The organism is Pseudomonas sp. LG1D9, from assembly GCF_002949995.1.
GTDB classification, from domain to species: Bacteria; Pseudomonadota; Gammaproteobacteria; order Pseudomonadales; family Pseudomonadaceae; genus Aquipseudomonas; species Aquipseudomonas proteolytica.
In genome coordinates, this window is the sequence record NZ_CP026881.1 from 5,151,205 (window position 1) to 5,175,500 (window position 24,296).

Genomic DNA, 24,296 nt, shown 5'->3' on the forward strand with positions numbered 1-24,296 from the left:
CTATTTTTCCGCGCTGCTCAAGGGCTGGCATCGGGCCGTCAGGATCAGCGCGCAACAGAGTAAAACGACCTGTCGATGAGTACTTCCACCGCAACCCCCGCCGCCAACTGGCAACCGGTCATCGCCCTGGCGCTGGCCGCCTTTGTGTTCAACACCACTGAATTCGTCCCGGTCGGTTTGCTCAGCGCCATTGGCGCCAGCTTCGACATGCCGATCCCCAAGGTCGGTCTGATGCTGACCATCTATGCCTGGGTGGTGTCATTGACGTCGCTGCCGGTGATGTTGCTGACGCGCAACGTCGAGCGGCGCAAGTTGCTGATTGTGCTGTTCGGCCTGTTTATCGCCAGCCATCTTCTGTCCAGTATGGCCAACAGTTTTGGCTTGTTGATGGTCAGCCGTATCGGCATTGCCTTGTCCCATGCGCTGTTCTGGTCGATCACCGCGTCGCTGGCGGTGCGTCTGGCGCCGCCGGGCAAGCAGGTCCAGGCCTTGGGGCTGTTGGCCACGGGTACTTCGTTGGCAATGGTCCTGGGGATTCCCCTGGGGCGCCTGCTGGGCGAAGCCATGGGCTGGCGCACCACATTCATAGTGATTGCCGGGTTTGCCGCCGCGCTGGTGTTCTGGCTGGCGCGCACCTTGCCGTTGTTGCCGAGCCAGAACTCCGGTTCCCTGCGTAGCCTGCCGCTGCTGTTCAAGCGCCCGGCACTGGTGGCGTTGTATGTGTTGACGGCGATGGTGGTCACCGCGCAGTTCACCGCCTACAGCTATATCGAGCCCTTTGTGGAGCGCGTCGCCGGCCTGGGCGGCAATGCCGTGACCCTGGTGCTGTTGGTGTTTGGCGGGGCGGGGATCATTGGCTCGTTGCTGTTCAGTGTGCTGCACCGCTTCAATCCTTACCGCTTTCTGCTGGTGGCGGTGGCGGTATTGGCCCTGTGCCTGGGGCTGCTTCTGCCGTTGAGTGGCGATGTGTCGTACCTGGTGGTGTTGAGCGTGTTCTGGGGCATGGCGATCATGGCCTTTGGCTTGGCGTTGCAGTCCAAAGTGCTGGTGCTGGCGCCGGATGCAACCGACGTGGCGATGGCCATGTTCTCCGGGATCTACAACATCGGGATTGGTGGCGGGGCCTTGCTCGGCAGTTGGGTCGGCGGGCACTTCGGCTTTGCCTGGATCGGCGCGGCCGGGGGCTTGCTGGCGGTGGCGGCGCTGGGGCTGTATTGCCTGTCGATTTATCGGTTCGGCCAGGGTGGCGTGAGTTGATTGGCAGACGCGACTAAAAACCTCTCTTTATGGACCTCTTCTTGTAGTTTTAAAACCTGTCAGATCTGACAGTTGTCGGCACGGCTTTCCAGGTTTTTACTGCCTCTCGGACCCAGCGCATAACCAGTGTCATGCGTTGGACTGAAGGACGGTAACTTTCCAGGGACGGACCGATCATGCAGAACTTATTCAAACGCGCGATCCTGCCAATGATGGTGAGCGGCGGGGCTTTGTTGTGGGGCGCGAGCGCGGCGGTCAATGCGGCGACTTTTGTCAATTTGGGCAACGCGGCGGGCGCGCAATGTGCGACTAACGGGGTCAACGACAGTGGTCAGAGTGTGGGTAATTGCTCGCAGGATGACCCTAGCGCCAATGGCGAGCCCTGGTATGCAGCCTCTACCGCCGGGCCGCAGCAGATCTTGCCTTCGTTGGCGGCCAATCAGCCTTGTGCGGTGGGGGCCATTGCCAACAACGGATCGCTGCTGGGCAGTTGCGCCGATGCGAGCGGTCGTAATTTTGCCGTGACCTGGAGTGCCGCCACGCCCAGTGGCGCGCCGACCAAGCTGACCCCATTGCCGGCAACATTCCTGATCCCCCTGTTACGTCCTGCCGATGTGCAGACCGCCGCAACCGCGCAGAACCAGCAAGGGGCGGTGCTTGGCCTGAGTATCAGCGGTGCGGGCGCGGTCACTGTCGTTTTATATATGCCAGGCATTGCGACGCCGTTGCGTATTTCAGGTTGGGGCGACATGTGCCGCGGTGCCGTTGTGAACAACACTGCAATCAACGGTTATCCCAGCCTCCTGCTGAACTGTCCGGTCAATGGCAAGCCAGTGGCGCGAGTCGCTACACGGGGGGCGAGCGCGTACTCGATCACTGACTTGCCTCTGGCAAGCGGGGCAACTGCATGCTGGGGCGTGGGTATGAACGATCTGAACCAAGTCGTGGGCACCTGTACTTTTCCCACCACGCCTCACCAAAGCAGTAAAGCCGCGTTTTGGCCTTCACCCACCAGCGCGCCTCGGCTGCTGACATTACCGTTGGGCGCCAACAACAGCGGGGTTGCGGTTAACAACGCCGGGCGTGTATTGGCGCGAGGTATGGCACCGACGGGCTTTACCACGGATTTCTTTTGGGCGGACACCACCACCAGTTTTGGTGTGCGGCCTATCGCGTTTTTGCCGGGTAGCGTCAGTACCCGTGCTTTCAGCCTTGCGGAAAACGACACCGTGGCGATGGACTGCACCAATAGCAATGAATACGCCACCGCCTGCACCTGGGATCCTATCAACGCTACCGTGCCCATCCCCCCTGTGAGCGGTGGACTGCAGAGCACCCTGAGCAGTATCTCCTTCAGCGGAACCTATGTTGCGGGTGTGGCCAATGATGGTGCACAAGACGATATTGCCGTGGTGGCGCAGTTGCCCTGAACGTTCACAAGGTGCTGGTTATGCGGTTGAGGAGGTTGAGATGAAAAGGACAGCGGTTTTTTTTGCACTGTTGATGGGCGTTCAGATACTTGGGTCTTCATTGGTATACGCAGGGGGGATGAAAGGCGGACGCTATTATTCAGGAGGCGAAGTGGGTGAAGAGGGCGTCGCTTTTTTCGCTCCGCTCGACCGAATATTCAGTTTCTTATTTCCACACGAGAAGGTAGCCCTGGCGCCCAGAGTGGGCCCGATTGGCGGGAAGGAGGCCAATGCGCCCAACCCGTTTGTGTGCCGTGGCAAAGGCGTCAAGTTCGTACAAGAGGGCTCGACAGTCAGAACGGTTTACTGCGATTGACCTGATGGCTAACAAAGCCTTATTGCCAGGGTAGACCCGCTTGCAACAGCAACCGGGCCTACCCCAACGGGCTGGCGTCAGCCACTCAGAACTGCGGTGTGTATTTGACGCTGAACATCACATTGCGCGGATCACCATAGAAGTTGTTGCCGTTGAGCTGGTTGTACCCAGACGCGTAGTAGGTCTTGTCGAACAGGTTGTTGGCATTCATCGCCAGCCCTACCTCCGGCGTCAGCTGATAGGCCAGGCGCGCATTCCACACCGTGTAGCCCGCCACGTCATAGGTGTACTCGTAGCCCAGGGTATGGCTCTGGGTGGTGAAGCCCAACCCGGCGCTGACCTTGCTCCAGTCGCCGCTGAACTGGTAGTCGCTCCAGACCCGCAACATGTGCTTGGGTGTCCATTGGCTGAACACTCGGCCTTTGTTGTCGCGATCTTCGAGGTACTTGGTGGTGTTGTAGGTATAGCCGGCAAACAGTTGCAGGCCGCTCAGCACTTCGCCGCTGATTTCTGCTTCCAGGCCTTGGCTGCGCACCTTGCCGGAACCTGTTGCGCAGTCCGTACCACCGCAGACTGGGCCCAGGGAATAATCGGTGATCGCACGGTTTTCCTGGTCGTAACGGAACAACGCCAGCGACGTATTGACTCGCCCGTCCATCAACTCGCCCTTGAGGCCGATTTCGTAGTTGCTGCCAATCACCGGCTTGACCACCGCGTCACTGAGGTCGCGTTGGGTCTGTGGCTCGAACACGTCGGTGTAGCTGGCGTACACCGCCCACTCGCGGCTCAGGTCGTAGACGATCCCGGCGTAGGGCGTGACTTCGCCGGTTTCGTTGGTGGTGCTGGGTTTGTTGACGCTGGTGGCGTGGGTCACCGCCGTGATGCCCGAGGAGGTGTAGCTGTAGTCATACCAACTGACACGGGCGCCAAGTACCAGGGTCAACGGGTCGATCGGCTTGACGCGCCAGCTGCCATACAGGCCTTTTTGGCGGATGTCGTACTTGCTCGGTGTTGCGCGGCCGCCAGGGGTGTTCATCAGGCTTTCGTAGGTGACTTCGGGGCGGTGGTTATTGATGTCGAAGATGTTATCGGTGCTGTCATTGAACGTGCGGGCGATGACGTCGTTGGTGGTGTACTTGGAGTAGTTGCCGCCCAGGGTGATTTCCTGCGCCATGGACAGCGCCTCGAAACGCCCGGTGAGGTGGGTGTCGAGGCCGATCTTGGTGCCATCGAAATCGGTGTACCAGTCGGCGTATGACACGCCGCTGCCGTCGGCTTCGATGCCTTCGTTGTTGGTCTGTACGCGCTGGTGGGTGGAGGTGTTTTCTTCATGCATGCGTACCGCGCCGACCTTGAGCTTCCAGTCGTCGTTGAAGCGGTGCTCCACGTCGGCGTACAGGGTGGTGACGTCGATCTGCGAGTGGTTCCAGCGTGAACCGGTGAAGGTAGAACGTGACAGGTCGATCGACTTGCCGGTGGCATAGCGTGGCAGGCCGCGCAGCATCGGACGCGACTCGGCATTGGTGCGGCTGACGGCCAGCCCCACGGTGGTGTCTTCCTGCAGGTCGAAGTCCAGGGCGCCGTACAACGAGTGGGTCTTGCTCCATTCGTAGTCGATGAAGGAGTCGCTCTGGTCTTCGTCCGCCACCATCCGCCCACGGACCGTGCCGCTCTGGTTCAGCGGGCCGCCGGCGTCCAGCTGCAGGCCGTAGTGGTCCCAACTGCCGGCCTTGGCGGTGAGGGCGACGGTGGGTGCCGCTTGCCCGCGCTTGCGCACCAGGTTGATCGCGCCACCCGGGCTGCCGGTGCCCTGTAGCAGGCCGGAGGCGCCGCGCAGCACTTCCAGGCGGTCGAAGAAGATCAGGTCCTGGGTGGCCCAGTTGCCCAGGGCATAGGTATTGCGCGGGATCGGCACGCCGTCGTACTGCCAGTCGTCGATCTGGAAGCCGCGGGAGGTGATGATCATGCCTTTGCCCACGCCTTGCACACCCACCAGGCCAGTGGTCTGGTTGACGGCGTCCTTGAGGTCGACCAGGCCCTGGTCATCCATTTGTTTGCGGGTCATCACCGTGATCGACTGGGGGATTTCCTTGAGGGTGTGGGTGCCCTTGCCGATAGTCACGGCCCGTGCGGCGTAGGAGCCGGAATCTTCAGTGATGGTGGGGTCGATGCTGTGGGCGGCAATGGATGTCACGCCCAGTTGCAGCGCGGCGCCGCTGTCGGCGGCAGGCTCGACGCTGAAATTGCCTTGCCCGGTCACCCGCAACTGCAAGCCGCTGCCCGCCAACGCACGGTCCATGGCCTGTTCGGCCGGCATTTGGCCGATCACCGCCTGGGCCTGCTTGCCCTGCACCAACACCGGGTCCAGGGACACAATCCGCCCGCTCTGGCTGGCAATGGCATTCAGCGTTTGGGCCAGCGGGCCGGCCGGCAAATTGAAAGACAGGCTTTGGGCCTGTACCAGGGCAGGGCTCGCCAGGGTTGCCAGGGCAACGGCGACGGAAAGGGCATGGGGCCAAGGGTTGAGCACAGCATTCTCCTGAAGGTGTGGACGTGTCAGGAGATAGGTGGGCCGAGAAATGAAAACCGGACACAAATAAGAGTGATTTGCATAAAAAAGTTTTGCCCGGGCTACCTGGCACGAATCAGGGTCAGCCACGGGCTGTAGTGATCCACCCGGATCGGCAGGGTTTCGGCCAGCGCATCGAAGGCCCGGTGTGGGTCGTTGAGGGGGAATACACCCTGCACGCGCAGCTCGCGTACCTGCGGGTCGACGCGCACAAAACCACGGCTGTAGGGGCGCAGGGCGCTAACCACCTGTTCCAGGGAGTCGTCCAGCACGTTCAGGTGCCCGGCGAGCCAGTCGGCGCGGTAGCTCTGGTTGCCGGCCAGCGGTTCGATGCGGTTGGCGTGGAGCAGCACCGATTGGCCTTGCTGCACGGTGTGCTGGATGCCGTTGTGCAGCGTCGTCTGGACCGAATGCTCCAGCACCACCACCCGCGTGGCGTCTGGCTCCTGGGACACGAGGAAGCGCGTGCCCAACGCTTGGACACTGCCCTGGGCGCTGCGCACGCGCAGCGGCCGCTGGGGGTCGGCCGCCACCTGAATCACCAGTTCGCCGTGCCGCAGGATGATCAAGCGCTGGTGCTGGTCGAATTGCAGGTCGACGGCGCTGCCTGCGTTCAGGGTCAGGCGGCTGCCGTCCAGCAGGGTGAAGGTCTGGCGCTGACCGCGCGCGGTGTGCAGGTCGGCCAGCAGGTCGTCACCCAGCGGGCTGCGCGCCGCCAGCCACAGGCCGCCACCCAGCAGGCCCAGGCCCGTAATGGCGCGCAGCACTTCGCGGCGTGAACCCTGGGGTTGCAACAGCACTTGCCGGGCTTCGCCGGGCAGGCGTTTATCGAGGCTGCGCAAGGTGTTCCACGATCCGCCCAAGCGCTCCTGCAAGCGGGCCCAGGCTTGGGCGTGGGCCGGGTCCACGCCCAACCAGGCATTGAACCGTTCCTGCAGCAACGCATCCGGTTTGCCCGCGCGCAGGCGCACCATCCAGTCAATGGCCTGCTCGCTGATCGGGTCCAGGCGGGCCTTGCTCATGGGGCCAACTCGGCCAGGTAGCATTGGCGCAGGGCTTGTTTCATATAGCGGCTCACGGTGCGCTCAGACAATTGCAGCTTGCGCGCAATCGCCACGTAGCTCATGCCGTCGAGTTGGCTATAAAGGAAGGTGGCCTTGACGATCAGCGGCAGGCCATCGAGGGCGCGGTCAATTGCCACCAGGGCCTGGATCAGTTGCAGTTGGTCTTCGGGGGAGGGCGCCAGCGCCTCGGGGGTCGCGGCGAGCCGCTCCAGATAGGCGGTTTCCAGGCGACTGCGGCGGTAACGATCAAAGATCAGCCGACGCGCAATGGTCGAAAGATAGGCCCGGGGTTGCTCGATGCTGTCGGGGTCGACCCGCGCGGCGAGCATCTGGCAGAACGTATCGGCGGCGGTGTCTTCGGCATCGGCGTGATTACGCACGCGATGCTGGATATGTTGCAGCAACCACCGGTGATGGTCATTGAAAAAGAAGCCCAGCTTGCGGATTGGAGGTGACTGCACGGGTCGACTTTCTCAAGGGTGGTATTGTGAATCGTTCTCAATATTACCTTTTGCGTGAGGGCGCTTGCAATAACCGGGAAGACGGGCAGACGCGTGGCTGCCGAACACGCGAGTCGAAATTAAGGACTTATTCTTTATGTGGCTCAGAGGGCCTGCAGATAGTTTGATTTTTTATAAAAAACTGTGATTTTTGACAGTTACCGAGGTTGGCCTTGCTCAGGCAATCTCTCGGTTGAGGGAGGGAATCAGTTAACGCTGGACAAGGAGGTTTGATCATGTCGCTGGATACGGTGGTGAGTTTGTTCGAGCGCCAGGTGCGGGCTGATCCGCAACGGCTGGCGATCGTCGGTTTGCAAGAGCGCATTACCTACACCGAACTGGATCGTCGAAGCGCAAAAGTGGCCGCTTGGTTGCACTCACGCAATGTCGGTGCTGGCGATCGGGTGCTGATCCGGGCAGAGCGGTCCATCGAGTTGGTGGTAGCAATGCTGGGTGTATTAAAAGCCGGCGCTGCGTTTGTACCCCTGGATCGGCAGTTGCCACACTCCCGCCAAGAGTACATTGGTGCCCAATGTCTGGCGTCCTATGTGCTGTGTACCAGCAATGAAGACGATGGGCCATTAATGGGGTGCGAGGTGATAACGGTCGAGCATCTGCTTGATGCGCCAGTCAGTCCCGCTAGCCACGTCACTGTTGATCCCGGCGATGCGATGTACGTGATTTTTACTTCCGGGACTACGGGCAATCCCAAGGGCGTGGTGATTGAGCATCACAGTGTCGCGGCGTTGTTGCTTCAACATAATCTTGATCTGCACATTGATTCGTCCAGCCGCCAAACAATGATGGCGGCGGTTGGCTTTGATCTTTGCCAGGCAGAAATCTGGTCGGCACTGATTGCCGGTGCCTGTCTTTACTTACTGGACCAGCAGTCACTGCTCAATAGTCAGGCGTTTTTAGATTTTTGCGTGATTAACGCTATCACTCACGCCTTTGTCCCGACGTTGAAGGTGTATGACGTAGTGAACGCTGCGCAACCTGAAGGGTTGAGTCTTAAATACATTTACACCTGTGGCGAGAAGCTGCACCCGGTGGACGTCGAGCATCTTTCCTATGGTTTGATCGATTGTTACGGGCCAACGGAAGCCACCATTTTTGTGACCTCAAAGGTGGTGGAAACTCAACGTTTGAATAAACCTCCCTCCATCGGCTTTCCCATCGGCCAATCCCGGATCTACATCCTTGACGATAACCTTGACGAACTGCCGGCAGGCGAAGTCGGTGAGTTGTGTATCGCAGGACCGTGCCTGGCCCGCGAGTATCTGCGGGCGCCGCAGTTGACGGCCGAGCGATTTATGTATGTAGAACAGTTGGGCTGTCGCATTTACCGCAGCGGTGATCAGGCCTTGCGTCTGGACGACGGCAGTCTGCAGTTTCTGGGGCGCAAGGATGGTCAGGTGAAAATTCGTGGTTACCGCGTGGAGGTGGGTGAAATTGAAGCCCGCTTACTCAAGGAGCCGCGAGTCAATTCGGTGGCAGTGGTCGTTCAGGATTCAGGGTCGCAGGCGCAAAAGCGGCTGGTGGCGTTTGTTGTCAAGCTGTACCCGCACGAGCATTCAGAACAATTGATTGCCAGCCTGCGGCGCAGCCTGGAAGTGGACTTGCCGGATTACATGCTTCCCGAAAAATACTATTGCCTTGATACGTTACCCGCGAACAGCAATGGCAAAACAGACAAGCAGGCGCTGCTCGCATTTTTGGCTGCCCAGCCGGCGGCATCGTTTGACGGCACACGCTTTAATGATGAGCTGGAGCGGGCGTTAGGGCAGGTTTGGTATGAGCTGCTTGAACACGATGACTTTCAGCCACACCACAGCTTTTTCGAGGTTGGAGGGCATTCATTGCGCGCAGCCGCATTGGCGCGCAAGTTGACAGATACCTTTCTGATAAAGGTGTCGGTTCAAGATGTTTACCAGCACTTGGTGTTCGCCGAGCAAGCTGGCGAAATACGTCGGCGCATGTGCAACGCGTCATCGGGCGTCGAGATCGCCACCGCAAACAGCTTTGAGGATGACGTCTGGCTTTTGCCCGGTAGCCAATTACCTGCAGATATTGATCCGATTCAACTGATCGAGCCACGCCACATGCTGTTGACGGGGGCCACCGGTTTCGTAGGGATTCATCTGCTTGAGCAATTGCTGTGCACCAGCACCGCCATTGTTCATTGCCTCATTCGCTGTGAGAGTCCCAGCGCTGGCCGTGTGCGGTTACAGCACATCGCCGAGCGTTATCAAATCGTTATCGACGATCAGGATTGGTCGCGAGTGCGCGTTTACGTCAGTGATTTATCGCAATTGATGTTGGGGATGGCGCAAGAAGACTATGCAGCCTTGGCTGAAGAAGTCGATCTGGTTTACCACTCGGCCAGTGCCGTCAATTTCATCATGCCCTACGACTCTATGAAGAAAGATAACGTGCAGAGCATGCGTCACGTCATACAGTTTTGCAGCGTTAGCAAAATCAAGCCGTTGATGCTGATGTCGACCATTTCCATTTACAGCTGGGGCCATCGTTTTACCGGTCGAACCCTGGCCTATGAGCAAGACGATATTGACCAGAACCTGGGCGCGATTCGCAAGGATCTGGGGTATGTGCAGAGTAAGTGGGTGATGGAAAAACTCGCCGATCTTGCTGGCGCCCAAGGCCTTCCTGTCGTGACGTTTCGCCTCGGCTACGCCACCTGCCACAGTCGCACGGGAGTCTGTGCCAACTATCAGTGGTGGGGGCGTTTCATTCAAACGTGCCTGGCGCATAACGCAGTACCCGACCTGCACAATATGCGCGAAGGATTGACCACCGTTGACTACATGGTGGCTGCCATCGCGCATATCTCCCGAAAACCTGAAGCGCTGGGTAAGAAACTTAATCTTTGCCAAACGGCTCGCACCAACCTTGATCTCAAGGAATTTTGCCGACGGGTAGGGCGCTACTACGGTCGCGACCTTCCGGTGGTGGCGTTTAAAGAGTGGGTTGGATTGTGGGAAGGCAATCAGAGAGAGCCACTGTATCCCTTGCTTGGCCTGTTCAAGGATGACATGCACGCGGGGGAGACAATTCTGGAGCTTTATCAAGACAACTACGATTGGGATCGGAGCCAAGTGCAGGAATTGCTGGAGGGGAGTGATATCCGAGAGTCGGAGTTCAGTGGTGAAGTGCTGGCCATTTACCTTAATCGGTTAGGCGGGCAGAGCAAGGTATAGGGCCCGTTTCACTGTAGGTTCCTGCGCATAACCACGTGCGGCAGGCCGAGATCACTCCCACAGGATGTGGGAGTGATCTTGGGAACAAGACGCTATCAGGCGATAGCATCCCAGGCGCGGTCGCCTTTCTCGTCCTTGATACGGGTCGGCAGGCCCATCACGTCCAGCGCCTTGAGGAACGGCTCGGCTGGCAGTTCTTCGACGTTGGCCATGCGTTGCACGTCCCACTCGCCACGGGCTACCAGCAGCGCTGCGGCTACAGGCGGCACGCCGGCGGTGTAGGAGATGCCCTGGCTGTCGGTTTCGGCATAGGCTTCTTCGTGGCAGGCCACGTTATAGATGAACAGCTCGCGCGGCTGGCCATCCTTGGTGCCCTTGACCAGGTCGCCAATGCAGGTCTTGCCGGTGTAGCCCGGTGCCAGGGAAGACGGATCAGGCAGCACGGCCTTGACCAGTTTCAATGGCACCACTTCCAGGCCTTCGGCGGTGGTGACCGGTTTCTCGGAGAGCAGGCCGAGGTTTTTCAGCACGGTGAACACATTGATGTAGTGTTCGCCGAAGCTCATCCAGAACCGCACGTTGGGCACGTCGAGGTTTTTCGACAACGAGTGCACTTCATCGTGGCCGGTCAGGTACAGGTTCTGCGAACCGACTACCGGCAGGTCGTCGGTACGTTTGACTTCGAACATGGTGTTGCTGGTCCACTGGCTGTTCTGCCAGCTCCACACCTGTCCGGTGAATTCGCGGAAGTTGATTTCCGGGTCGAAATTGGTGGCGAAATATTTGCCGTGGCTGCCGGCATTGACGTCGAGAATATCGATCGAATCAATGCGGTCAAAATGCTGTTGTTGTGCCAGCGCCGCATAGGCGTTGACCACACCTGGGTCAAAACCCACGCCGAGGATCGCAGTGATGTTCTTCTGCTTGCATTCCTCCAGGTGGTTCCACTCGTAGTTGCCGTACCACGGCGGGGTCTCGCAGACCTTGCCCGGCTCTTCGTGGATGGCGGTGTCCAGGTAAGCCACGCCGGTATCGATGCAGGCACGCAGTACCGACATGTTGAGGAAGGCGGAGCCGACGTTGATGACGATCTGCGATTGGGTTTCGCGGATCAGTGCCTTGGTCGCTTCCACGTCCAAAGCGTTCAGCGCAAAGGCCTGGATCTGGGCGGGTACCTTGAGGCTACCCTTGGCCTTGACGCTGTCGATGATGGCCTGGCATTTGGAGATGTTGCGCGACGCGATAGCAATCCGACCGAGTTCGTCGTTGTGCTGCGCGCACTTGTGGGCCACCACCTTGGCGACACCTCCTGCACCAATGATAAGAACGTTCTTTTTCAATTGCTTTATCTCTCCTTTATCTGTCCGCTTTACGAAAGGCTGGACAGGTAGTCGTCGTAACCAAATTCACGAACCACTTCGACTGTACCGTCGAGTTGTTTCACTACGATGGACGGCATTTTCAGGCCGTTGAACCAGTTTTTCTTGACCATGGTGTAGCCTGCCGTGTCGATGAACGACAGTCGATCGCCGATGGCCAGCGGCTGATCAAATTGGTATTCGCCGAAGATGTCCCCGGCCAGGCACGACTTGCCGCACACCATGTACGTGTGCTCGCCGGTGCTTGGCGCCAGCTTGGCGTTGAGGCGATAGATCAGCAGGTCCAGCAAGTGGGCTTCGATGGAGCTGTCGACCACGGCGAGGTTTTTGCCGTTGTAGAGGGTGTCGAGCACGGTGACTTCCAGGGAAGCGCTGTTGGTGATCGCCGCTTCGCCGGGTTCCAGGTACACCTGCACGTCGTACTTCTGCGAGAACGCCTTGAGGCGTTGGCAGAATGCATCGATTGCGTAGCCTTCACCGGTAAAGTGGATGCCACCGCCGAGGCTGACCCAGTTGACCTTGTGCAGCAGCGCGCCGAAGCGTTCTTCGATGGTGCCCAGCATCTTGTCGAACAGTTCGAAGTCACCGTTCTCACAGTTGTTGTGGAACATGAAGCCCGAGATCTGCTCGATCACGCCTTCGATCTTCACCGGGTCCCACTCGCCCAGGCGGCTGAAGGGGCGCGCCGGGTCGGCCAGCAGGTAGTCGGAGCTGCTCACTTGCGGGTTGACGCGCAGGCCACGGGTCTTGCCCTCGCTGCGCTCGGCAAAGCGCTGCAGCTGGCTGATGGAGTTGAAGATGATCTTGTCGCAGTTATCGAGCATCTCCTCGATCTCGTCGTCGGCCCAGGCCACGCTATAGGCGTGGGCTTCACCTTCGAACTTCTGGCGACCGAGCTTGAGCTCATAGAGCGATGAGGACGTGGTGCCGTCCATGTATTCCTGCATCAGATCGAACACCGACCAGGTGGCAAAGCACTTGAGTGCCAGCAGCGCCTTGGCGCCGGACTGCTCGCGCACGTAGGCGATCTTCTGCATGTTGGTCAGAAGTTTCTGTTTGTCGATGAGGTAATACGGGGTTTTGATCATTTTTCAGAGCCTGTGGCGGAGCCTGCCAAAAAAGGACAGGCATTGTGCCCGCACTTGGGGCAGATCGAAAGGTTCGTCAGCGGATTTTGCAGGGTAGTGGCCACTGTAGTCTGTCACTATGACTGTTCTACGTTGACGTGGCGCGCTCGGGAGGATGATCCATTCGGCGTGCCCAATATTTACCGTGCGATCAAAGGACTGTTTCATGGCAAAGAAAAAGGGTGTTACGACCAACCTGGCGGGCAAATCGGCCAAGCATAAAAACCACACAGTACCCAAGGGGTTACTCAAGCGTTGGCTGGCAGAAAACGAAGGCAAAAAAGGCTACTGGGTGTTGGATTGCAACTCAGGCACAGTCCAGTTCCGTAAAGGTGAAAACGCCAGTTTTGCGATCAAGGAATTTCGGTATGTGCCGGTACGTTATACGAAGGAGGGGACAGCCTATCGGGACGAATGGCTGGAGGATTGGTTCTCACAGGGCGAAAGCGACCTAGCTGCGGTCACGGACCAAATATTGAAAGGTCAATACGACGCTATAAAAGACAAAGCGCGGGATAGTTTTATCGGGGCAGCGATCATGCTGGGCTTTCGTAGTGCCTACGAGTTCAGTTGTCTTGAAACGCTGATCAGAGAGGAAAACCCGGACTGTTCGGACGAGTCTATTGGTCGGCAGGTTGTCGACCATTTTAGAAGTCTGCATGCGACAAAAATTCAGCAGTTTGAAAGCTGGAGCTTTACTCTTCATGGCCCCACGAAAGAGCCGCTATTGATCGGTGATCGTCCGCTGTTCGACATGACACTGACTGCTAGCAATCAGCAGGGAGTCTATATCCCGTTAACACCAGAAATTTTGTTGGTGGGGCGTCCGTCCAATGATCCGAACTTTAAAAAAAATAAGAGGATCACAAGCATTGAAAGTGTCTCTCAAGAGTTAACCCCTATTGCCAACAATATGACGGTAGAGCGTGCCCGCCAGTTTATTGTGGGTAAGAAAGAGCAACTATTGGCATTGCGACCCCGTTTCATCCAACAGACATTTGCTGAGCGGAAGTCCCAAGACTCCTTTGTTGTACTTTCCAATGGCGAGCAATCGGGTCGGGGGTTGCTGGTGTAGCTCAGCGGTTATAGAGATCTTCATGAGGATATTTCGTGATCATCTAGAATAATATGAGTTTGCCTCACTATGACCGCCTGCCGACAATAGCTCCCCTATCAACACATTGGAGTTTTTTGTCATGGCAGTCGCTCATTCCCTTGGATTTCCGCGCATTGGACGCGATCGTGAACTGAAAAAAGCGCAGGAAGCGTTTTGGAAGGGCGAACTGGACGAAGCCGGCCTGCGCGCTGTCGGCCGTGAGTTGCGCAAGAGCCACTGGGACCTGCAGAAACAGGCCGGCATCGAGTTGTTGCCCGCCGGCGATTTTGCCTGGTACGACCAGGTGCTGACGCACTCACTGATGTTCGGGGTGATCCCCGAGCGTTTTCGCCCGGCCGACGGCCATGCCACCTTGCACACCCTGTTTGCCATGGCCCGTGGTGTCAGCGACAGTTGCTGCGGCGGGGCCCACGCCCAGGAAATGACCAAGTGGTTCGATACCAACTACCACTACCTGGTGCCCGAATTCAGCGCTGACCAGCAGTTCCATCTGGGCTGGGATCAACTGTTCGACGAAGTCAAAGAAGCCCGCGACCTGGGGCACACCGTCAAGCCGGTAGTGATCGGGCCGCTGACTTACCTGTGGCTGGGCAAGGCCAAGGGCGCGGACTTCGACAAGCTCGACCTGCTCGACCGCTTGCTGCCGCTGTACGGCCAGATCTTCCAGCGCCTGGCGGACCTGGGCGTGGAGTGGGTGCAGATTGATGAGCCGATCCTGGTGCTCGATTTGCCCCAGGACTGGAAAAATGCGTTTGAGCGCGCCTACAACCTGATCCAGCGTGACCCCCTGAAGAAACTGGTGGCCACTTACTTTGGCGGCCTGGAAGAGAACCTCGGCCTGGCGGCCAACTTGCCGGTCGATGGCCTGCACATTGACCTGGTGCGTGCACCTGAACAGTACCCGACGATTCTCGATCGCCTGCCGGCTTATAAGGTGCTGTCCCTAGGCGTAGTCAACGGGCGTAACGTCTGGCGCTGCGACCTGGAAAATGCCCTGGCCACCTTGCGGCATGCCCATGAACGCCTGGGTGACCGCTTGTGGGTCGCGCCGTCCTGCTCGTTGCTGCATAGCCCGGTTGACCTGGGGCGTGAAGACAAGCTCGATGCCGAGCTGAAGAGCTGGCTGGCCTTCGCCGTGCAGAAGTGCGCAGAAGTGGCCGTGCTGGCCCAGGCTATCAACCAGCCAGAAGCCGCGAACGTCGTGGCGGCCTTGGCCCAAAGCCGTGCCGTGCAGGCAGCGCGTGCGGCTTCGCCACGGATCCACAAACCGGCTGTACAAGCGCGTGTTGCGGCCATCACTGCCAAGGACAGTCAGCGTCATTCGCTGTTTGCCCAGCGTATCGCCAAGCAGCGCGCCGGCCTCGACCTGCCGTTGTTTCCGACCACCACCATTGGCTCGTTCCCGCAGACCGCGTCGATTCGCCTGGCGCGCCAGTCGTTCAAGGCCGGCAAGTTGAGTGAGGCTGAATATGTCGAAGCGATGCACAGCGAGATCAAACACGCCGTTGAAGTGCAGGAAAACCTCGGCCTGGACGTGCTGGTGCACGGTGAGGCCGAACGTAACGACATGGTGGAATATTTTGCCGAGCAACTGGATGGCTATGTGTTCACCCGCTTTGGCTGGGTGCAGAGCTACGGTTCGCGCTGTGTGAAACCAGCAGTGATCTTCGGCGACCTGAGCCGTCCGAAAGCCATGACGGTGGAGTGGATCCGCTACGCTCAAGGCCTGACCGACAAGGTGATGAAAGGCATGCTGACTGGCCCTGTGACCATGCTGATGTGGTCATTCCCCCGGGAGGACGTGAGCCGCGAAGTGCAGGCCCGGCAACTGGCGTTGGCGATTCGTGACGAAGTGCTGGACCTGGAGGCGGCGGGTATCAAGATCGTTCAGATTGATGAAGCGGCGTTCCGCGAAGGCTTGCCCCTGCGCCGGGCGCAGTGGCAACACTACCTGGACTGGGCGACCGAAGTCTTCCGCCTGTGCGCCTCTGGAGTACGGGATGAAACCCAGATCCATACCCATATGTGCTACAGCGAATTCAACGACGTGATCGAGTCCATCGCGGCGATGGATGCCGACGTGATTACCATCGAGACTTCGCGTTCGGATATGGAATTGTTGGACGCGTTCGAAGCCTTCGCTTACCCGAATGACATTGGCCCGGGCGTCTACGACATCCACTCGCCACGGGTACCGGACGCCTCGGAAATGGCCAACCTGCTGCGCAAGGCTGCCCAGCGCATCCCGGCCGAACGACTGTGGGTCAACCCCGACTGCGGCCTGAAGACCCGCGCCTGGCCAGAGACGGAGGCGGCGCTGATTCATATGGTCGCCGCTGCACGGCAACTGCGCGCCGAACTGGCATAGCAGCAGCTAACCCCAGCCCCCTGTGGGAGCGGGCTTGCCCGCGAAAGCGGTGGTTCAGTCACCCTCGTTGGTGGCAGTTGCACCGCCATCGCAGGCAAGCCAGCTCCCACCTTTGATGGTGGTGTGGCACAAAAATCTATGCCCAACAAAGCCCCCCTGTGGGAGCGGGCTTGCCCGCGAAAGCGGTAGTTCAGTCACCATCTTTGGTCACAGGTACTTGAGCCACGCAATATCCCGCCGCCGGGCTTTGAGCCTGGCAAACCAGCGCACTGGCAGGTACAACGCCAGGGGCAGCAGCAACGCCACGAGCCACACCGATGCCACGTTGTCGAAGCCAAAATGCGTCTCCTGGTTCAGGCCAAACAAGGCCACGCCCATCACATACAGCACTTTCAACACATACAAATGCAGCAGATAAAAGAACATCGGTGCCGCGCCGAACACCGCTAGGGTGCCGATCCAGCGACGTTGCCCGGCGCGTTCGAAGCCCAGCAGCAACAACAGCCCCACACCCAATGTCAGCGCGAGGAACAGCAGTGAAGGTGGGTATTTGGTGATGTTGAAGAAACTCATCAGCGTCTGCACCTGGCTGTCGTACATCTGCCATGGCGCCTCACCATAGCCATTGATCAGGCGCAACACCCCAAAGCCTACCAGCGCGCCAACGCCGGCCAGTAACAGATAACGCTGACGTCGCGCCGCCGCCATCGAGCCGCAAAACCACGGGCCGATGCCATAACCCAGGGCAATCACCCCGATCCACGGCAGCACCGGGTACGTCGTGCGCAAGCGCAGCGTGTCGCTCACTTCGATCCAGCTACGTTCATGCAAGATCGCCCAGGGAATGTGCAACGCCGAACCCGCTGCGAAATGCACGCCGTCCAGCAGGTTATGCCCGCCAATGATCACCAGTGCCAGGCCGATCAGCAGCGGGCGTGGCAACCACACCAGTACGGCGAGGGCGATCATGCTCACGCCGATGGCCCAGATCACCTGCATATAGATGACGCTGGGAGGCAGTTGGAAGGTCCAGGCGAAGTTCACCAGGGTGAACTCCAGCACCACCAGAAACAGCCCGCGCTTGAACAAAAACGCCGAGACGTCACCGCGGCCCTGGTATTTTTCGCCGTACAGAAACGCTGACAGGCCAGTCAGCAACACAAATACCGGCGCACACAAGTGGGCCAGGGTACGGCTGATAAACAACGCCGGCTCCGTAGTGTCGATGTTCATCGGGTCGCTGACTTGCCGGTGCAGCAGAAACGTTTCGCGCACGTGATCAAGCAACATGAACAGGATCACCAGGCCGCGCAGGGCGTCGATGGAAAGCAGGCGTTGGCGTGAGTTGGCAGCGGGAACAGCGTCAGTCATGGTGCAAGGTCGCCGGTAGGAAGGAAAAAGGGTAGTTATCTTATAACATTGGAGGCCGTCGTGGCGTTCTGAGTCGGAATCGCCCCCTGCAAATGCTAGGGTAGGGCATAGACCTTGACGACCCCGGAGTCATTTATGAGCGCCCCGATTGATTTCAAAGCTGTCGTGCAATTCTGGATGGCGGCGGGCCCGGCACGCTGGTTCAAGAAAGATGCACAGTTCGATGCCGAGTTCGGCGCACGCTTCCATGAGGCCCATTTCCAGGCGGCCAGGGGTGAACTGGAGCACTGGATGAACGAACCCGAAGGCGCGCTGGCGTTGCTGATCCTGCTCGATCAATACCCGCGCAATACCTTCCGGGGCACCGCCCATATGTTTGCCACCGATCCACTGGCCAGGGTGTACGCCGCACGTATGATCGACGCGGGGATGGACCGGCTGATCGACCCGGCATTGCGCGCGTTCTGCTACTTGCCCTTCGAGCATTCAGAACAACCCGATGACCAGCAGCGTTCCCTGGCATTGAACAAACAACTCGATGCCAATACCTACCACTGGGCCAAGGAACATGCCGACATCATCGAGCGATTCGGCCGGTTCCCCCATCGCAATGCAGCGTTGGGCCGGGTGACGACTGAGGAGGAGGAGGCGTTTCTTCAGGGCGGTGGGTTTTCCGGATAGGGTGTAGGAACCGGTCGTATTCCGCCGAGGAATGCCCCCATAAAAAAGCTGCATTGTATTTGTCGCCGCACATCTCGTAGCGTGGCTGTCCACCCAAGGAGATGCCGCCGTGACGAACCTGCCGATGCGCTTGTATGTCGATGCCCAGTTCACTAGCCCGTATGCGATGTCGGTGTTTGTGACCCTGCAGGAAAAAGGCTTGCCGTTCGAGGTGCACACCCTCGACCTTGATGCCCTGGAGCAGCAGGCCCCGGCGTTTGCCGGGTTGTCCGTGACCCAGCGTGTGCCGACCCTGGAGCAGGGCGGGTTTGCCTTGTCCGAATCGTCGGCAATTACCGAGTACCTGGACGAGGTGTTCCCCCAGGTGCCGGTTTACCCCACGGAGCCACGTCAACGCGCGCGGGCGCGGCAGATCCAGGCGTGGTTGCGCAGTGACTTGCTGCCGATCCGCCAGGAGCGCTCCACGCTGGTGGTGTTTTGCGGGATCAAGTACGGCCCGTTATCCACCCAGGCCCAGGTGGCGGCTGACAAGCTGATTGCGGCTGCGCAGCACTGGCTGGCCGCCGGGGATGACTATCTGTTTGGCCAATGGTCGATTGCCGATGTGGACCTGGCCGTGATGCTCAACCGGCTGATCCTCAACGGCGATCCAGTGCCCGCGCCGTTGGTGGCGTACGCCCAGCGTCAGTGGCAGCGCCCTTCGGTGCAGGCGTGGGTCAATCAGGCACGCCCGGCGCTGTAGTGCCCAGCGGCCATTCCTGCGCGACGCGGCGGTCGAGGTCTTCCCAGTCTTCCATGCCCAGCACCCGGGTGGTGTTCAAACCGCGCAGATAACCGCGCAGCTGCTGGGCGGCGGCGCAGGCCTGAAGGGTATCGACAGCGGGGGCCTGGAGGACGGTTTCGTACTCCACCAAATAGTCGGCAACGCGCTCGCGAAACTCCGGCAGTACAGCGTTGCGGATGCGATCAAAAGTCTTCTGATGGGGCTTCATGGACAGGTCCTTCTTATAGATTTTGTTGTATGTACGCCGGCTCCTACAGGGGATGGCGTCAGTCAGGCATGGCTTCGCCGCTGAATGCATGCACCGCCGCTACCAACCCCTTGGCAGCCAGGGCCACCAGTTCACCGCCTTTTTCTGGTGTTGCCAGAGCCGGGTCGGAACCCATGCGCCCATCCGGGTGGCGGGCGCGAAAGTCCTGGGCCTCGCGGATCGGGCCGGCGGGGGCAATCCGGGGCGAGTAGTCTGCCGTCTTGATCGAGTCCGGGTAGGCCCACTGGGTAATCGCGATTTCCGAAGGGGTGGCATGGGTGCCATGTCCGGTCGGGAACTGCGCGCGTGCCAGTTCGCCAACGCCTTCCAAGTCCCACCAGTTGCACAGTTTCAAGGCGAAGCCGGCGGGGCGGCGGGCGAAGCTGGCCTCGGCGTACAGCTCGGAAAAGGCGGCTTCGATGGTGGCGATATTGCCGCCATGGCCATTGAGAAACAGGATTTTCTCGAAGCCATGGGCCGCCAGGGAGCGGGTCCAGTCGCCAATGGCGGCGATAAACGTCGACGGCCGCAGGGAGATGGTGCCGGGGAACCCGAGGTGATGCTGGGCCATGCCGATATTGAATGTCGGGCCGATCAGAATATCGGCGTCTTTTTGCGCTTGATGGGCAATGATTTCCGGGCACATCCAATCGGTGCCCAGCAGGCCCGTGGGGCCGTGTTGTTCGTTGGAACCAATGGGGACCACCACGGTGCGGCTGCGGTCGAGAAATTGGCCAATCTCGATCCACGTTGACTGGTGCAAAAGCATTTCAGGTCCTCTCTCTGGTCAGGCTCGGCCTTCCAGATACTACCTCAACCGGCGCTGGCGATCTGGCGCGGTTTGCAATTGAGGTAGGCCGAGGACTTGAGCCAGCGCTGGTCGGGGTACCAGGAGAACATGAACTGCCCATCCTTGAGCTTGTCCACCACCTGGCGCGCCACTTGCGGGCGCACGGCGGGGCAGCCCTGGCTGCGGCCGATACGGCCTTCACGCTTGCTCCACAACGGGCTGACATAGTCGGCGGCATGGATCACGATGGCGCGGTCGCGGGCCAGGTCATTGAAGCCCGGCTCCAGGCCGTCCATGCGCAGCGAGTAGCCGTGGGCGCCTTGGTAGCTTTCCTGGGTGCGGAACAGGCCAAGGCTGGATTGATGGCTGCCTTCACTGTTGGAGAATTGGGTGGCGAAGTTTTCCCCGGATTTTTGCCCGTGGGCCACCAGGTCGCGCAGTACCAGCTTTTTTTGGCGCAGATCGAAAATCCACAGGCGACGGGCGGTCGAAGGTTGCGAATAGTCGATCACTGCCAGGCGTTCGGAGCGTTCCTGGCCATTATTGACGGCACACTGCATGGCGCTGAGGGCGCTTTTGAGGACTGCGGGATTGAGTTCTGGAGCCGAGCGCGCCAGGCTGCTATACAAGGTATGAGGTTTGGCATTCTCTGCGAAGGCACCCGTACAAAACGCGGCCAGGGCGGCGGCGATCAGGCCGAGTCGGCAGTCAATATTCAGCATTTATCGAGCATCTCCGCCGTAGATTGGAGCTAAGCCATTGTTCAAAAAAACTGCATGTTACTTGAGCCTTTGCTTGCTCGTAGCACCATTGGTCGCCACGGCCGATGAAGCGCTGCTCGAGCCGTCAAACCCAGTACAGCTGGCACTTGGGCAGTTGTCGAGCGTCTGCCCCGGTTTAGCCACTCAGTTGGATACGCCAGCCGAGCTGCGGCTACAGGCTTTTTACCAGCAACAAGGCAATACGCCCCTCTGGAGGGTGGATGGTCGCCGGCAGGCGTTGCAGGAGCAGTTGCTGTTGCTGGCCGACGACGGCCTTGACCCGGCGCATTACCGGCTGCCCGACACGACAAGCACTGGCAATGTGCTGTGTACCGACTTCGAAACCACCCAGCACTATCTGCAAGCCCTGCATGACTTGCATTACGGCCGTTTGCAGCAGGCCCATTACGAGCCGCTGTGGCATTCCCAGCCGCCGAGCGAGGACCCGGCCCTTGCCGTGCTGGCACTGGCCAGCGCCGGGCTTGCCGACATGCCCGCGGCGTTTGACCAGGCCAGGCCCAGCGCCCAGTTGTACCGCGGCCTGCGCGCGGCCTACGCCACCCAGCGCCTGCAACCCTTGGCGCAATGGGGTGTGATTGCAGACGGCCCGTTGTTGCGCCCTGGCCGGGACGACCCACGGGTGCCGGCATTGGCCACACGCCTGGTCAGTGGCGGCTACCTGGCGAGCGTGCCCAAGGGCAATCAATACACCAATGAGTTGGTCGAGGGAGTGAAGCGCTTCCAGGCCAGCCATTCGCTGCAAGCCGATGGGGTGATCGGCCCGGGGACGGTGGCCGAGCTCAACGTCAGCCCGGCGGTGCGGCGCGAGCAACTGCGGGTCAACCTCGAACGCTTCCGCTGGTTGGCCCAGGACCTGGAGCCAGACGGCATTCTGGTCAACGTCGCGGCTGCGCAGTTGAGCGTCTACCAGGGCGGCGTCCCGGTGTGGCAGACGCGCTTGCAGGTGGGCCGCGCCGAACGGCAAACGCCGCTGCTTAAATCGCGCATCACGCGGTTGACCCTCAACCCGACCTGGACGATCCCGCCGACCATCATGCGCGAGGACAAGCTGCCAGCCATTCGCCTGAACCCGGAGTACTTGCGCCAGCAGAACCTCAAGGTGCTCGACAGTGAAGGTCGCGCACTCTCGCCCGAAGAAGTGGACTGGTCGCACCCCGGCAATATCCTCCTGCGCCAGGACGCCGGCCCGCGTAACCCGCTGGGCAAGATTGTCATGCGGTTCCCCAACCCGTTCTCCGTGTACCTGCACGATACCCCCAGCCAGCCGTTGTTCAGCAAGGGGCCACGGGCGTTCAGCTCAGGGTGTGTGCGGGTGGAACAGCCGATGTTGCTGCGTGATTTGCTGGTGAACCCGGCCGAAAAGGCGCGTACCGAGGAGTTGCTGGCGACCGGGGTGACCCATGAGTTCCGCCTGGCCACGCCGGTGCCCGTATTGCTGGGCTACTGGACAGTGCAAGTGGATAGCCAGGGTGCGTTGCTGTACGCGCCAGATATCTATAGCCGCGATGGAGTGTTGTTGAAGGCGCTGGGCGCGGTCCTGTAGGCGCTCCCACCTCAAAGCCGCCGGGTATCTGCGCAATATGAGACCCGGTTGGCATCCTTGAGAAAATAACCATCAGGTATTTCTCAATTGCTCAAGAAACTGACCAGGCCTGCCGACGTGATGGGTACATACCCAGGAGCGTTCACTATGAGCAGTCAAGGTTTGGCAGTTGGTATCAGCCTGTTTTTCGCGCTCGTCAGCGGCAGTGGCCAAGCAGCAACCACCGTGGCCCAAGGTGTCATCCAGTTTCATGGCAGCATCGTCGAGGCAACGTGCAGTACGGGCGGGGGAGTTGGCTCGACATTGGCATTGAGTGGCTGCCCGATGTTTGCACCGGGAGGTGATATCAGCGCCCATATCGTCGAACCGGTTCGCACGGTCAGCGCTGTGGACCACTCGCCAGTGAAGGTCAAGCTGGTGACTGAAACCACAGGCGATGGCCGTTACTTCGATCGGCAATACCGCTTGAACGATGCGGCGGGCAAACCGTTGCGCTCAGGGGCCTACCTGGTGACGGTGAGTTACCCATAAGGCCAGTCGAGGGCTTGCCGCAGGCCCAGCTCTGGCAGGCGGCTCCTTAGCTCAGTTGTTCACACAGGAACGCGGTGCTGGCAAGCCTGGAGGTCGGGTGGAATGCCAGCAAGCGCGTGGCAACCAGCAGGTACGCGATCTCTTCTGAAGACATGAAAGCCATTCCTCCCAGGATTTCGAAAGCGTGCGTGCTAATGCGGTTCACGGCCTCCTGTATGGCAAACCGGGTTGCCTGTGCGTGCGCCAAATCTCGGCGCAAGAATCGATTGTCGTCAATCGACGCCGCCAGACCGCGCAAGGCCATGGTGGCGCCCTGCAGGTCGATGAGCAGCATCGCCCGATTCTCCTGCGACCCTTTGTTACCAGCCAATGCACGTGATGCCAGCGCCGATGCCATTCCCAGGTAGGACGCGCTGACCAGCAGTTGAAACCAGATGGCGAACCAATGGTTGCCCGTTCCTTGTTGAGCATCATCGAGTTGATCATCGATGGTGGCGCTGAAACACATCATGGCTTCGGGAACCATCAAGTTATTGAAAATAACTTCATGGCTGTCTGCCGCCTGCAAATGCGGTACAGCCCAGAAGTTCTTGCGCTCAATGCTTGGATCACCGGCAAATCCCACACCGATGCCGATTTGGGCGCGGCCTTCAGGATCAAGGCAACTGACGCCAAACGTTATGACGTCGAAGTGATGGGTCATCGTGCACGGTTTCTTGCTTCCGTTGACAAGGTAGCCGCCGAGGGTTTTTTCGACGGTCATTGTTGATTCCAAGATAGGCGCATTCGTGCGTCCTTCAGCAAACCCGGAGGCAACTAATAAGTTGTCGCGTGCAATCAAGCCCAACAACCCCTGAATATCAGGAAAGAACTGCCTGGCGGCCATCATTCCGGCAACGGTGTGGTGATGCATGGTCATCATGATTGCCAGGGACGGGCAATGCCCGCCGACCCACGTATGCAGTTTCGCGACGCTTGATGCGCTGGCACCTGCGCCACCCAGTTCTTTGGCAATGGTAAGTGCGGGGTGGCCGAATGTTCGAAACATGTTGGCCAGTTGCTGAGGGTTGCCACGTTCCAGATCAAGAAGTGAGGCAGTTTCAAGAGCGGCTGCCATCTCCGGCATCCACTCGAAGGCAGTGTTTCTTTCTTCGTGTAAAAACATATCGGTTGGTTTCTTTAA

The 24,296-nt window shown here is 59.5% G+C and carries 19 protein-coding genes; 9 read left to right on the forward strand and 10 right to left on the reverse strand.

Translation table 11 applies throughout. From position 1 onward, the window contains the following. Positions 1-75: 75 nt before the first annotated feature. Positions 76-1,257, forward strand: a complete 1,182-nt coding sequence (locus C5F71_RS23880; protein ID WP_092235649.1) for a sugar transporter — start codon at positions 76-78, stop codon at positions 1,255-1,257. Between the two features lie 176 nt (positions 1,258-1,433). Continuing rightward, entirely contained in the window at positions 1,434-2,687 is a 1,254-nt protein-coding gene (locus C5F71_RS23885; protein ID WP_104912114.1) for a hypothetical protein, read from the forward strand. Between the two features lie 440 nt (positions 2,688-3,127). Here C5F71_RS23885 and C5F71_RS23895 read toward each other — a convergent pair whose 3' ends face one another. The 3 genes from C5F71_RS23895 to C5F71_RS23905 all read right to left on the reverse strand — a co-directional run bounded on the left by C5F71_RS23895 (position 3,128) and on the right by C5F71_RS23905 (position 7,136). Further along, positions 3,128-5,572, reverse strand: a complete 2,445-nt coding sequence (locus tag C5F71_RS23895; protein ID WP_104912116.1) for a TonB-dependent receptor — start codon at positions 5,570-5,572, stop codon at positions 3,128-3,130. 101 nt (positions 5,573-5,673) lie between these two features. Further along, on the reverse strand, positions 5,674-6,633 hold the full coding sequence (locus C5F71_RS23900; RefSeq protein ID WP_104912117.1) for a FecR domain-containing protein: 960 nt from the start codon (positions 6,631-6,633) through the stop codon (positions 5,674-5,676). Then, the gene (locus C5F71_RS23905; protein WP_104912118.1) at positions 6,630-7,136 is read right to left on the reverse strand and encodes a sigma-70 family RNA polymerase sigma factor; all 507 of its coding nucleotides are present in this window, start codon (positions 7,134-7,136) and stop codon (positions 6,630-6,632) included. The genes C5F71_RS23900 and C5F71_RS23905 overlap by 4 nt, the downstream gene beginning before the upstream one ends. A 275-nt stretch (positions 7,137-7,411) precedes the next feature. Between C5F71_RS23905 and C5F71_RS23910 the strand changes: the two genes are divergently transcribed. Then, complete coding sequence (locus C5F71_RS23910) at positions 7,412-10,393, forward strand: amino acid adenylation domain-containing protein (RefSeq protein WP_104912119.1); 2,982 nt, start codon at positions 7,412-7,414, stop codon at positions 10,391-10,393. A gap of 95 nt (positions 10,394-10,488) precedes the next feature. On the opposite strand, the gene C5F71_RS23915 is transcribed toward C5F71_RS23910, so the two are convergent. Beyond that, positions 10,489-11,733, reverse strand: coding sequence for a saccharopine dehydrogenase family protein (locus tag C5F71_RS23915; RefSeq protein ID WP_029292938.1), 1,245 nt, complete (start codon positions 11,731-11,733; stop codon positions 10,489-10,491). Between the two features lie 29 nt (positions 11,734-11,762). Continuing rightward, positions 11,763-12,860 carry a carboxynorspermidine decarboxylase gene (locus C5F71_RS23920; protein ID WP_070995917.1) on the reverse strand — a complete coding sequence of 366 codons (1,098 nt, stop codon included), beginning with the start codon at positions 12,858-12,860 and terminating at the stop codon, positions 11,763-11,765. Positions 12,861-13,065: 205 nt separating this feature from the next. Here C5F71_RS23920 and C5F71_RS23925 point away from each other — a divergent pair, with 205 nt between their 5' ends. Together C5F71_RS23925 and metE are read left to right on the forward strand one after the other, a co-directional pair. Continuing rightward, a complete protein-coding gene (locus C5F71_RS23925) occupies positions 13,066-13,974 on the forward strand; it encodes a DUF4238 domain-containing protein (protein WP_158682886.1) in 909 nt (302 codons plus the stop codon). A gap of 121 nt (positions 13,975-14,095) precedes the next feature. Then, positions 14,096-16,384 carry a 5-methyltetrahydropteroyltriglutamate--homocysteine S-methyltransferase gene (metE, locus tag C5F71_RS23930; RefSeq protein WP_070995915.1) on the forward strand — a complete coding sequence of 763 codons (2,289 nt, stop codon included), beginning with the start codon at positions 14,096-14,098 and terminating at the stop codon, positions 16,382-16,384. A 207-nt stretch (positions 16,385-16,591) separates the two neighbouring features. Here metE and C5F71_RS23935 read toward each other — a convergent pair whose 3' ends face one another. Next, the gene (locus C5F71_RS23935; RefSeq protein WP_104912121.1) at positions 16,592-17,755 is read right to left on the reverse strand and encodes a DUF1624 domain-containing protein; all 1,164 of its coding nucleotides are present in this window, start codon (positions 17,753-17,755) and stop codon (positions 16,592-16,594) included. A gap of 135 nt (positions 17,756-17,890) precedes the next feature. Here C5F71_RS23935 and C5F71_RS23940 point away from each other — a divergent pair, with 135 nt between their 5' ends. Continuing rightward, complete coding sequence (locus C5F71_RS23940) at positions 17,891-18,436, forward strand: DUF924 family protein (RefSeq protein WP_029292927.1); 546 nt, start codon at positions 17,891-17,893, stop codon at positions 18,434-18,436. Positions 18,437-18,560: 124 nt separating this feature from the next. Beyond that, the gene (yfcF, locus tag C5F71_RS23945) at positions 18,561-19,178 is read left to right on the forward strand and encodes a glutathione transferase (protein WP_186352432.1); all 618 of its coding nucleotides are present in this window, start codon (positions 18,561-18,563) and stop codon (positions 19,176-19,178) included. Here yfcF and C5F71_RS23950 read toward each other — a convergent pair. From C5F71_RS23950 to C5F71_RS23960, 3 genes are read right to left on the reverse strand one after another with little or no spacing between them, the layout of a single operon-like run. Continuing rightward, positions 19,153-19,428, reverse strand: a complete 276-nt coding sequence (locus C5F71_RS23950) for a hypothetical protein (protein WP_070996374.1) — start codon at positions 19,426-19,428, stop codon at positions 19,153-19,155. The genes yfcF and C5F71_RS23950 overlap by 26 nt on opposite strands. Positions 19,429-19,486: 58 nt before the next feature. Then, complete coding sequence (locus tag C5F71_RS23955) at positions 19,487-20,236, reverse strand: creatininase family protein (protein WP_104912122.1); 750 nt, start codon at positions 20,234-20,236, stop codon at positions 19,487-19,489. A 44-nt stretch (positions 20,237-20,280) separates the two neighbouring features. After that, the gene (locus C5F71_RS23960; protein ID WP_029292921.1) at positions 20,281-20,979 is read right to left on the reverse strand and encodes a murein L,D-transpeptidase catalytic domain family protein; all 699 of its coding nucleotides are present in this window, start codon (positions 20,977-20,979) and stop codon (positions 20,281-20,283) included. 37 nt (positions 20,980-21,016) lie between these two features. On the opposite strand from C5F71_RS23960, the gene C5F71_RS23965 reads away from it, so the two are divergent. Both C5F71_RS23965 and C5F71_RS23970 read left to right on the forward strand, forming a co-directional pair. Continuing rightward, entirely contained in the window at positions 21,017-22,582 is a 1,566-nt protein-coding gene (locus C5F71_RS23965) for a murein L,D-transpeptidase (protein WP_104912123.1), read from the forward strand. A 147-nt stretch (positions 22,583-22,729) separates the two neighbouring features. After that, positions 22,730-23,113 (forward strand): hypothetical protein, encoded by a 384-nt coding sequence (locus C5F71_RS23970; RefSeq protein WP_092235692.1) that lies wholly within the window; start codon positions 22,730-22,732, stop codon positions 23,111-23,113. Positions 23,114-23,159: 46 nt separating this feature from the next. Here the strand turns inward: C5F71_RS23970 and C5F71_RS23975 are convergent, their stop codons facing one another. Then, positions 23,160-24,278 carry an acyl-CoA dehydrogenase family protein gene (locus C5F71_RS23975; protein ID WP_104912124.1) on the reverse strand — a complete coding sequence of 373 codons (1,119 nt, stop codon included), beginning with the start codon at positions 24,276-24,278 and terminating at the stop codon, positions 23,160-23,162. Positions 24,279-24,296 lie beyond the last annotated feature (18 nt).